Annotated in this window: 1 protein-coding gene; it reads right to left on the minus strand. The window is 61.0% G+C overall.

Annotation, left to right across the window (positions count from 1 at the left end; translation table 11 throughout):
* Positions 1-277, minus strand: a 277-nt coding sequence (locus R0J88_RS19775; protein ID WP_410900843.1) for a cytosine permease, incomplete at both ends; no start/stop codon positions are given.

Raw genomic sequence — 277 nt, forward strand, 5'->3', positions numbered from 1 at the left:
GTGATAATCGACCTTGGGCATCTCGGCGAGGCGCGGATACTGCCCTTTGTGACCGAGCCAGAAGTTGGCCATGATCACGCCGCCGATCGGCGGGATGAAGGTGCCGAGCAGAATCAGGAACGGAATCAGCCACTCATACATGCCGAGTACCGCCAGCACTGTGCCGATGGCCGCGCCGCCCAGGGTGACACGCTGACGATGTGGGGTGCGCAGCAGATTGCAGCCGGCGATCGCGAAGTTGTAGATGGTGTTGTCCTGGGTGGTCCAGATATTGAGG

It is taken from the genome of Pseudoalteromonas sp. SIMBA_162 (genome assembly GCF_046535955.1).
Taxonomy (GTDB): Bacteria; Pseudomonadota; Gammaproteobacteria; order Enterobacterales; family Alteromonadaceae; genus Pseudoalteromonas; species Pseudoalteromonas marina.